Here is a 10873-nt window from a genome sequence, read left to right as displayed (position 1 = left end):
GGGCGGGGGGGGGCGGGGCCGGGGGGGGGGGCGGTCGCGTGCGGGGGGGCGAGCTGCCGCCCGGGGGGGGCGTCGAACAGGGTGCGGACGGCGATGTCGCGGCCGAGCCGGTCGCCGAGGCGGGCCACGGCGCGGGTCGCGATCAGGGAGTTGCCACCGATGTCGAAGAAGTTGTCGGTCACGGAGATGCGCTCGAGGCCGAGAACGTCGGCGAGCTCGTCGGCGACCGCGGTTTCCAGGTCGCCGTCGGGTGGCTCGTAGGCGCCGGTGGCGGCCAGGTCCGGGACGGGCAGGGCACGGCGGTCGAGTTTGCCGACCGGGGTGAGTGGGATCGTGTCGAGGACGGTGACGGCGGTCGGCACCATGTGCTCCGGAAGGAGCTGTGCCAGATGGTCTTTGATGTCGTCGGGGTCGATGGCGCTGCCGGCTGCGGGGTGGACGTGCCCGACGAGCACGGTGTCGCCGCTCGGTGCGGTGTGTGCGACGGTCACCGCGAACGACACCGCAGGATGGGCGGTCAGGGCGGCGTCGATCTCGCCGAGTTCGACGCGGAACCCGCGGATCTTGACCTGGAAGTCGGCGCGGCCGAGGTATTCGAGACCGGGACCGTCGTCCGGATCGCCGGTCCACCGCACAATGTCTCCGGTGCGGTACATGCGCTCCCCCGGCGTGCCGTACGGGTCGGCGACGAACCGGGAGGCGGTCAGCGCCGGCCGGGCATGGTAGCCGCGGGCGAGCCCGAATCCGGCCAGGTACAACTCCCCCGCGACGCCGTGCGGGACCGGGCGCAGCGCGGGATCGAGCACCACGGCGTGCACTCCGCGCAGCGGACCGCCGAGGGTGAGCGGGTCGTGGGGACCGAGCGGGTCGCTGATCGCGGCCATGACCGTTGTCTCGGTGGGGCCGTACCCGTTGACGAGGCGGCGGTGCGGCGCCCAGGTGTCGCGCAGCTCGGGGGGCCACGCTTCGCCGCCGACGGCGAGGTCGACGAACGCGGTCAGGTCGGCCGGGTCGAGGGACGCGAGCGCGGCCGGGGTGAGGAACCCGTGGGTCACGCCGGTCTCGCGCAGCAGGCGACCGAGTTCGGCGCCGCCGTACACGTGCGGAGGAATCACGACGAGGGTGGCACCGGACCCGAACGCGAGCAGGTATTCGAAGATCGACGCGTCGAAACTCGGGGACGAGAAGTGCAGGACGCGGGCGCCGGGTCCGGCGCGGAACCGGTCCTGCTGCTCGCGCGCGAAGTTGTCGAGACTGCGGTGGGTGGTGAGCACCCCTTTGGGGCGGCCGGTCGAACCGGAGGTGTAGATCACGTAGGCGGCGTGGTCGAGGCGCAGCGGCACGATGCGGTCGCGGTCGGTGATCGGTGCCGGATCGGTGGCGGCGAGCGGCCCGGTCAGCGCCGGGTCGTCGAGGACGAGCCAACGGACCGTGCCGGGCAGGTCGGCGACGTGTGCGGTGGTGGTCAGGCCGACGGTGGCACCGCAGTCGTCGAGCATGAACGCGATCCGCTCGGCCGGGTAGCGGGGATCGGCCGGGACGAACGCCGCACCGGTCTTGGTGATCGCCCACAGTGCGACGAGGGATTCGACGGAGCGGGCGATGCCGAGCGCGACGAAGGTTTCCGGCCCGATACCCCCGTCGAGCAGGACCCGGGCCAGCCGGGTGGAACGCTCGTCGAGGTCGCGGTAGGTGACGGTGCGGTCGGTGCCGCCGGGGGTGGGGTCGAGCACCGCGACGGTGTCGGGATGCGCGGCGGCCGTGGCGGTGAGCAGGTCGGGCAGGGTGGCGACGCTACCGCCGACCGGTCCGTGGACCGGGGTGAGGGTGCGCCGTTCGGTGGTGGTGAGTACGTCGATGCCGGCGGCGGGTGCGGTCGGGTCGCCGGCGAGCGCGTCGAGGGTGCGGGCGATGCGGTCGGCGATGGTGGTGACCTCGGTGCGGTCGAACACCTCCGGGAGGTACTTCATCCGCAGGTGTACCGCGTCGTCGGTGTGCACCACGACGCTGAGCGGGTAGTGCGCGGCGTCGCGGCCGGTGATGTCGGCCACCCGGATGCCGCCGATGTCGGTGTCGCGGTCGAGGCCGGCGCGTTCGACCGGATACGACTCGAAGACGGTGAGGGTGTCGAAGCGGGCGGCGGCACCGACGTGCCGGTCGAGGGTGCTCAGATCGATGTGGTGGTGGTCGAGCAGCGCGGTCTGTTCCGACCGGACCCGGTCGACGAGCCCGCCGACGGTGTCGCCGGGGCGGACCGCGACCCGGACCGGCACGGTGTTGATGAACAGGCCCACCATCGATTCGATGCCGGCGACCTGCGGTGGACGACCGGAGACGGTGGCGCCGAACACCACGTCGGTGCGGCCGGTGAGCGCTCCGAGGACGAGCCCCCACGCGGTCTGGACGAGAGTGTTGACGGTGACGCCGCGTGCCACGGCGATCTCGTCGAGGCGCGCGGACAGCGTCGGGTCGAGGTCGATGTCGAGGTCTTCGGAGATGCCGGCGCCGTGCGCGGACCGGTGCTGCGGGGCGAGCAGGGTCGGTTCGTCGAGACCGTCGAGGGCATGTCGGTAGGCGTCGATCGATGCGGCCGGGTCACGGTCGGCAAGCCACTGCAGGTACGTGCCGTAGCTGTGCGGACGGTCCAGGACGGCGGGGTCGCCGTCGGTGGCGTAGAGCACCAGCAGTTCGCGGATCAGGACGGGGGTGGACCAGCCGTCGAGCAGCAGGTGATGGTTGGTCAGGGCGACCAGGTGCCGGTCGGGGTGGGTGCGGATGACGGTGGCGCGCAGCAGCGGCGGGTGCGTGGTGTCGAAGCGGGTGTGCCGGTCGGTGTCGAGCAGTTCCGTCGCGGCGGCGTCGGGATCGGGGTCGTCGGTGGTGTCGACGACCGTGAACGGGACATCGACGTGGGTGGGGACGACCTGCAGGTGGCCGTCGGGGCCGGTGGTGAACGCGGCCCGCAGGTTGGGGTGCCGGTCGAGCAGCATCTCGAGGGCGCGCCGCCACCGGGCGGGATCGAGGGGGCCGCGCAGGTCGAGGACGAGTTGCACGATGTAGGCGTCGGGGTCGTCCCCGGCGAGCAACGCGTGGAACAGCAGCCCGGTGTGCAGCGGCGCGGTGGGCCACACCGTGTCGAGAGGCCCGTAGCGCTGTTCGAGGTCTTCGATGGTGTCCTGCGGCAGCCGCACCAGCGGCAGGTCGGACGGGGTCAGTCCCCCGGTGTCCGGGTTGCGGGTGTGCCGGGTCAGCGCGGTGGCCGCGGCGGTGAACCGGTCGCTCAGTTCGGTGAGGTCGGCGGTGTCGAGCAGACCGGCGGGGGCGGACCAGTGCGCGCGCAGGACCGGTCCGTCGGGCGTGTCGACGGTGACGGCGTTGATGTCGACGACGGCGGCGGCCGGCATGTCGGGGTCCTGGGTGCCGCCGTGCGGGAACCCGGCGACGGGCAGCCACGGGATGTCGGTGCCGCCGCCGGTGCCGGCGGTGGGACGTCCGAGGTAGTTGAAGCTGATCTGGGGTGCAGGGTGGGCGGCGAGCTGGTGGCCGGTGTCGGCGTCGAGGTAGCGCAGCAGCCCGTAGCCGATGCCGTGGTCGGGGACGGCCGCGAGGTGTTCCTTGACGGTTTTGACGGCGCGGCCGGCGGCGGGACCGGCGGCCAGCGCGTCGTCGAGGTCGATGCCGGACAGGTCCAGACGCAGCGGGTGGATGGTGGTGAACCAGCCGACGGTGCCCGACAGGTCGGCGCCCGGGGCGGCGGCGGTATCGCGGCCGTGCCCTTCCAGGTTGAGCAGCACGCTGGTGGTGTCCTCACCGCGCTCGCGTCGCCATCCGGTCACGGCGAGGGCGACGGCGGTGAGCAGACCGTGGTCGACGCTGCCGTGAAAGGCGGCGGGCACGGTGGTGAGCATCGCGTCGGTGACGGCGGTGGGCAGATCCGCGACGACGCTGGTGACGGTGTCGTTGGTGTCGCGGGCCGGGTCGAACGGCCGGTGGCCGAGCGGCGGGTCGTCGCCGGTGAGCATGTCGCGCCAGTAGGCGGCTTCGGCGCGGCACGACGGATCGTGGGCGGCGTCGACGAGGGCGTGCGCCCAGCGCCGCACCGAAGTCCCGGCCGGGGGTGGCAGCAGCGGCCCGGCGGGGTCGTCGTGGGCGGCGACACCCCAGGCGGCGGCGAGGTCGGGTACGAGGATGCGCCACGACACGCCGTCGACGGCGAGGTGGTGGACGACGATGAGCAGCCGTCCGGCGCCGCTGGTGGCGTCGAACCACACGATCTGCAGCACGTGCCCGGCGGTCGGGTCGAGACGGTCGGCGGCGGCGTCGAGTTCGGTGGCGGCGAGGGCGAAGAAGTCGTCGGTGTCGGCGGCGCTGGTCACCGGGACCCGGTGGACGACGGTGCCGGCGGTGACGGTGCCGGGGGGGTCGACGTGCAGGCCGTATCCGGCGGGTGAGGCCGGGTCGGGGACCAGGCGGGCCCGCAGCATGTCGTGCCGGTCGAGCACGGCGTCGACGACCGCGGTGAGGGTGGCGTCGTCGAGTCCGGTGGGCAGGCGCAACAGCACCGCCTGGGAGTACCGGTCGAAGTGGCCGCCGCGGTCGAGCATCCAGTGCACGATCGGGGGCAGCGGCAGCGCGCCGACTCCCCCGCCGGGCAGTTCGGGGAGCACCGCGGGGGCGTCGGTGGTGCCGGCGACCGCGGCGAGACCGGCGGGGCTCTTGTGCTCGAACACGGCGCGCGGCGTGAGGTCGAGGCCGAGAGCTTTGGCGCGGGAGACCAGTTGGATGGACATGATCGAGTCGCCGCCGAGGGCGAAGAACGAATCGTCCACCCCGACGGTGTCGAGTCCGAGGACCTGCGCGAACAGATCGACGAGGGTCCGTTCGACGCCGTCGGTGGGTGCGCGGCCGGAACTGGTGCGGTCCGCGAAGTCGGGCGCGGGCAGCGCCCGCCGGTCGAGTTTTCCGGTGGCGGTGACCGGCAGCGAGTCGAGAACGACGAGGGTGGCGGGCAGCATGTAGGCGGCCAGATCGGCTGCGGCGCGGTCGAGGGTGGCGGTTACGTCGAGGTCGGTGCCGGTTTCGGGGACGACGTAGCCGACGATCCGGTCGGTGCCGGACCGGTCGTCGGTGTGCACGACGGCGATGGCGCGGGCGACACCGGGGCAGCGCAGCAGCACCGTTTCGATCTCGCCGAGTTCGATGCGGAACCCGCGCAGTTGCACCTGGAAGTCGCTGCGCCCCAAGTACTCGAGGTCACCGTCGCGGGTACGGCGGGCGCGGTCGCCGGTGCGGTACAGCCGCGCCCCGGGCGGGCCGTACGGGTCGGCGACGAACCGGGTCGCTGTCAGGTCGGGACGCCCGAGGTAGCCGTGGCTCAACTGCTCCCCCGACACGTACAGTTCTCCCGCCACGCCGGGCGGTACCGGATGCAGCCGGGCGTCGAGCAGATGCAACCGCAGTGCGGGCAGCGGATCGCCGATGAGGCTGGCGGTGGCGGTGGCGGCGCGGTGCCGGTCCAGAGTCAGGGCGGTGACGTGCACGGTGGTTTCGGTGATGCCGTACATGTTCACCAGCGTCGGGGCGGTGTCGCCGTATCGGCGGTACCACCGTTCGAGTTGCGCCAGGTCGAGGGCCTCACCACCGAAGATCACCCGGCGCAGCGGCAGGGGCGCACCGCCGGCGGCGCGGTCGGCTTCGATGAGCTGATAGAACGCCGTGGGGGTCTGGTTGAGGACGGTGACCTGCTCGCGGCGAAGCAATTCCAGGAAGTCCTGGGGCGCGCGGGCGGTGTGGTAGTCGACCACGACGAGCCGGCCGCCGTGGGCCAGGGCGCCCCACAGTTCCCAGACCGAGAAGTCGAAGGCGTAGGAGTGGAACATCGTCCACACGTCGCGGTGATCGAATCCGAACATCTCCCGCGTGTCGTCGAGCAGCGTGACGACGGTGCGGTGCGGCACGACAACGCCTTTGGGCCGGCCGGTCGAGCCGGAGGTGTAGATGACGTACGCGGTGGATTCGGGGTGCAGCGGGCCGTGCCGGTCGGCGTCGGTCAGGGCGGTACCGGGCAGCACGGCGAGTTCCGCGTGCACCTCCGGGCTGTCGAGGTGGATCGCCGGTGCGGGCGTGTCCGGCAGCGACCCGGCGTGATCGTCCGTGGTGACGGTGCACACCGGTTGCGCGTCGCGGTAGATGTGGGCGAGCCGCTCGGCCGGGAAGGTGACGTCGACGGGCAGGTAGCCGGCCCCGGTCTCCAGCACCGCGAGGAGCGCGACGACGAGGTCGGAGGTGCGGGGCAGCGCGACGGCGACGAGGGTGCCCGGCCCGGCGCCGTGGCCGAGCAGCAGCCGCGCCAGCCGGTGCACCCGCGCGTCGAGGTCCCGGTAGGTGAGGTCGCCGTCCGCGGCGGTGACGGCGACGGCGTCGGGATCACGGTCGGCGCCGCGGCGGAACAGGTCGAGCAGGGTGTCGGTGCCGGGGACGCGTAGTGCGTCGGCGCGGCGGGGATGTTCGCCGGGGGCGAGCAGGTCCACGTCGCCGACGGGTCGTTGCGGGTCGGTGGTGACCGCGTCGAGCAGCCGCACGAACCGGTCCGCGAAGTCGGCGACGGTGTCGGCGTCGAACAGGTCGGTGGCGTAGGTGAATCCGCCGGACATTCCCGACGCGTCCGGCTCTTCCTGCAGGGACAGTTGCAGGTCGAATTTCGCGACGGGCAGGTCGGTGTCGAGTGCGTCGACGGTCAGTTCGGGCAGGTCGAGGTGGGCGCGCTCGTTGTTCTGGAATTCGAGGACCACCTGGAACAGGGGGGAATGGTCGGTGGCTCGGGTGGGGGCGAGCGCGTCGACGAGTTTTTCGAAGGGCAGTTCGGTGTGCCCGAACGCGGACAGGTCGATTTCCCGGGTGCGGTCGAGGTGGTCGGAGAACGACAGTCCCCCGGAGACGGGGGTGCGCAGCACCACGGTGTCGACGAACATGCCGACGAGGTCGTCGAGGGCGCGGTGTCCGCGGCCGGCGACGGGGGTGCCGACGGCGATGTCGTCGGTGCCCGACAACCGGGCCAGCAGCACTGCGAGCGCGGCGTGCACGGTCATGAACACGGTGGCGCTGTGGGCGGCGGCGAGCGCGGAGATCCGGCGGTGCAGGTCCGCGTCGAGGGTGAACCGCACGATGTCGCCGTGGAAGGTGCGGTGCGCCGGTCGGGGCCGGTCGGTGGGCAGGGGCAGCTGTTCGGGGAGGGCGGCGAGGGGCTCGCGCCAGTAGCGGAGTTGGGTGGTGGCCAGGGACTCGGGGTCGGTGGGGTCGCCGAGCAGTGCCTGCTGCCAGAGCGCATAGTCGGCGTATTGCACGGTCAGCGGCGCGGCGGACGGCGCGGAGCCGCGGGTCCGGTCCAGGTAGGCCCCCATCAGGTCACGGGCCAGCGGCGCCATCGATGCCCCGTCCGCGGCGATGTGGTGCACCACCACGGCGAGGACGTGCACGTCGGAGTGGTCGGTGCCGGGGTGTTCGGTGCCGGAATCGGTGTCCGGCTCGTCGGGGAGCACGCGCAGCAGTCGCACCCGCACCGGCACGGCCGAGGCGACATCGAAGCCGGCGGAGACGAACTCGAGCAGCGCGCCGGGCAGATCGGCGGCGGTGATCGGCACCGGGGTGGGGTCGGCGAGAACCCGGCCGGTGTCGGTGACCACCTGATGGGGGCCGTGCTCGTCTTCCGGATACCAGGTGCGCAGGATCTCGTGCCGGTCCAGGACGTCGCCCACGGCGGCGATCAGGGCGGGCAGATCCAGGCGGCCGGTCAACCGGATCGCGAGCGGAATGTTGTACGCGGCGGAGTCGGTGTCGAACTGGTTGACGAACCACATCCGTTGCTGCGCCGGGGACAGCGGAAGGCGCTCCGGACGCGGCCCGGCGGTGAGCGGCACCCGCCCGTGGCCCCCGTGGTCGTCGAGGACACGCACCGCCAGCGCCCGCACCGTGGGTGCCTCGAACAGCGCGCGCACCCCGGCGTCGGTACCGAGCGCGGTGTTGATGCGGGCCACGACACGCGTCGCGATCAACGAGTTGCCGCCGAGATCGAAGAAGTTGTCGTCGACGGAGACGCGCGGGTGGCCGAGGACCTCGGCGACGATCCCGGCGAGGACCCGTTCGACGTCGGAGGTGGGCGCCCGGTAGTGGCCGCCGGGGGCGGCGAGGTCGGGGACGGGCAGGGCGCGCCGATCGAGCTTCCCGACCGGGGTCAGCGGAATCTCGTCGAGCACCACGACGGTGGCGGGCACCATGTGCGCCGGGAGGGACGCGGCGAGATGGGTGCGCAGGGTGTGCGGGTCCGGGTCGGCGGCCGGTTCGGGCAGCACATAGGACACCAGTACGGTGTCGCCGCTCGGTGCGGTGTGCCCGAGGGTGTGGGCGAACACCACCTCGGGGTGGGCGGTCAGTGCCGCGTCGATCTCGCCGAGTTCGATGCGGAACCCGCGCACCTTGACCTGGAAGTCGGAGCGGCCGAGATATTCGACGGTGCCGTCGGAGCGCCACCGCACGATGTCGCCGGTGCGGTACATCCGCTCCCCCGGCGCGCCGTACGGGTCGGCGACGAACCGGGCGGCGGTCAGGTCGGGGCGGTGATGGTAGCCGCGCGCCACACCGGCACCCGCGATGTACAGTTCGCCGGCCACCCCGGTCGGGACGGGCCGCAGCCGGTCGTCGAGCACCACCTGGTGGAAGCCGATGGCGGGGCCGCCGACGGTGACGGTGTACCCGGGTTGCAGGGGCGCGCTGACGCTGGTTTCGATGGTCGTTTCGGACGGACCGTACCCGTTGAACATCTGCCGGCCCGGCGCCCACCGGGTCACGAGGTCCGGGGGGCACGCCTCCCCCGCGACGACGAGCACCTGCAAGGTGTCCAGGCCCGCCGGGTCGAGCGAGGCGAGGGCGGTGGGTGTGACGAAGGCGTGGGTGACCCGTTCCTCGCGCAGCAACCGGGCCAGTTCGTCGCCGCCGTACACGTCCGGCGGCACGATCACCAAGGTGGCGCCGGCGCAGAACGCCTTGGTGAACTCGAAGATCGAGGCGTCGAAGCTCGGGGACGCCAGGTGCGAGACACGGGCGGTGTGGGTGAGCGTGAAGTGGCTGCGCACCTCGGCGTGCAGGTTGGCCATGCCCCTGTGGGTGACCACCACGCCCTTGGGCCGGCCGGTCGATCCGGAGGTGTAGATCAGATAGGCCGGGTGGTCGAGATGCAGCGGCGCGGTGCGGTCGAGGTCGGTCACGGGCGCATCGGAGGTCTCCTCGATGCGGCGGCGCACGCCCGGATCGTCGAGGATCAGCCACGGCACCGTGTCGGGCAGCGCGGCGGCATGGTCGGTGGTGGTGATGCCGATGGCAGCGGAACAGTCCGCGAGCATGTAGGCGATGCGGTCGGGTGGGTACGCGGGGTCGACGGGGACGAACGCCGCACCGGTCTTGGTCACCGCCCACACCACGGCCGCCGACTCGACCGAACGCGACAACCCGAGGGCCACCACCGATTCCGGTCCGATGCCGGAGTCGATGAGCAGCCGCGCGACGCGCGTGGACCACTCGTCGAGTTCGCCGTAGGTCACCTCGCGGCCCCGGAACGACAGGGCGACCGCGTCCGGCACGATGGCCGCGATCGACGACAGCAGTTCCGGCCACGACTGGGGGGAGACCGGCGGCAGGCCGCGGGCGGGTGCCAGCGCGGCGAGTTCACGTCCGGTGACGATGTCGATGTTGCCGACCGGCACGGTGGGAGTGGTGCCGATGGTCTCGACGATCCGCACGAACCGGTCGGCGAACGACGCCACGGTGGTCTCGTCGAACAGGTCGGTGGCGTAGGTGAACGCGGCGCGGATCCCGGCGGGTCCGTTCTCGTCGGCGGTTTCGGCGATCGACAACTGCAGGTCGAAGTGCGACAGTCCCGGCTGCAGGTCCAGCACCGAGGCGGTCAGCCCCGGCAACCGGACGTCGGGCCGCTCGGTGTCCTGGAACTCGAGCAGCACCTGGAACAGCGGTGAATACGCCGTGGACCGGGGCGGGTCGAGGACTTCGACGAGGCGCTCGAACGGGACGTCCGCGTGCCCGAAGGCGGCGAGGTCGGCGTCCCGGAGATGGCCGAGCAGGTCGGCGAACGTGTCGGTTTCGTCGACGTGGCTGCGCAGCACGACGGTGTTGACGAACATCCCGACGAGGTCGTCGAGGTTGCGGTGGCCACGTCCGGCGACGGGGGTGCCGACGACGACGTCGGTGGTGGCGGCGAGCCGCGCGAGCAGCACCGTGAGCGCGGCGTGCACGACCATGAACACCGAGGCGTCGTGGCGGCGGGCCACCGCCACCAGCTGCCGGTGGGTGGCCGCGTCGACGGTGAACGGCACCTGGGCGCCGCGCAGGCTCTGCTGCACGGGGCGTGGCCGGTCCAGGGGCAGTTCGAGCAGTTCCGGGGTGTCGTCGAGGGTGGTGCGCCAGAACTGGAGTTGCCGGGCGGCGACCGAGGTGGGGTCGTTCTCGTCGCCGAGGATGCGGTGCTGCCACAGGGTGTAGTCGGCGTAGTGCACGGGCAGCGGGGCCCACTGCGGTGGCTGCTCGGCGCGGCGGGCGGTGTACGCGGTCATGATGTCGCGGGCCAGGGGGCCCATCGAGAACCCGTCGGCGGTGACGTGGTGCACGACCAGCACCAGGATGTGTTCGGTTTCGGAGACGGCCAGTACCCGGATGCGGGTGGGGATTTCGGTGGCCACGTCGAATCCGGCGCCCACGATGCGGGCGATCTGCGCGTCGGGGGCCGCGGCGGCGGGGGGGCCGTCGAGGGGCACCACCGCGAATTCGGGTGGGGCCGCGGCGGCGGGCACCACCACCTGCACGGGAC

General features: G+C 72.6%; 1 protein-coding gene. It reads right to left on the bottom strand.

Annotation, left to right across the window (positions count from 1 at the left end; translation table 11 throughout):
* Positions 1 to 10873: amino acid adenylation domain-containing protein (locus TVH25_RS18770; RefSeq protein ID WP_422425171.1), on the bottom strand; the 10873-nt coding region annotated here is incomplete at both ends.

It is taken from the genome of Rhodococcus sp. 7Tela_A2 (assembly GCF_049311045.1).
Classification (GTDB): domain Bacteria; phylum Actinomycetota; class Actinomycetes; order Mycobacteriales; family Mycobacteriaceae; genus Rhodococcus.
The sequence above is the reverse complement of the archived record's forward strand: the minus strand, read 5'-3'. Positions and strand labels throughout refer to the sequence as shown.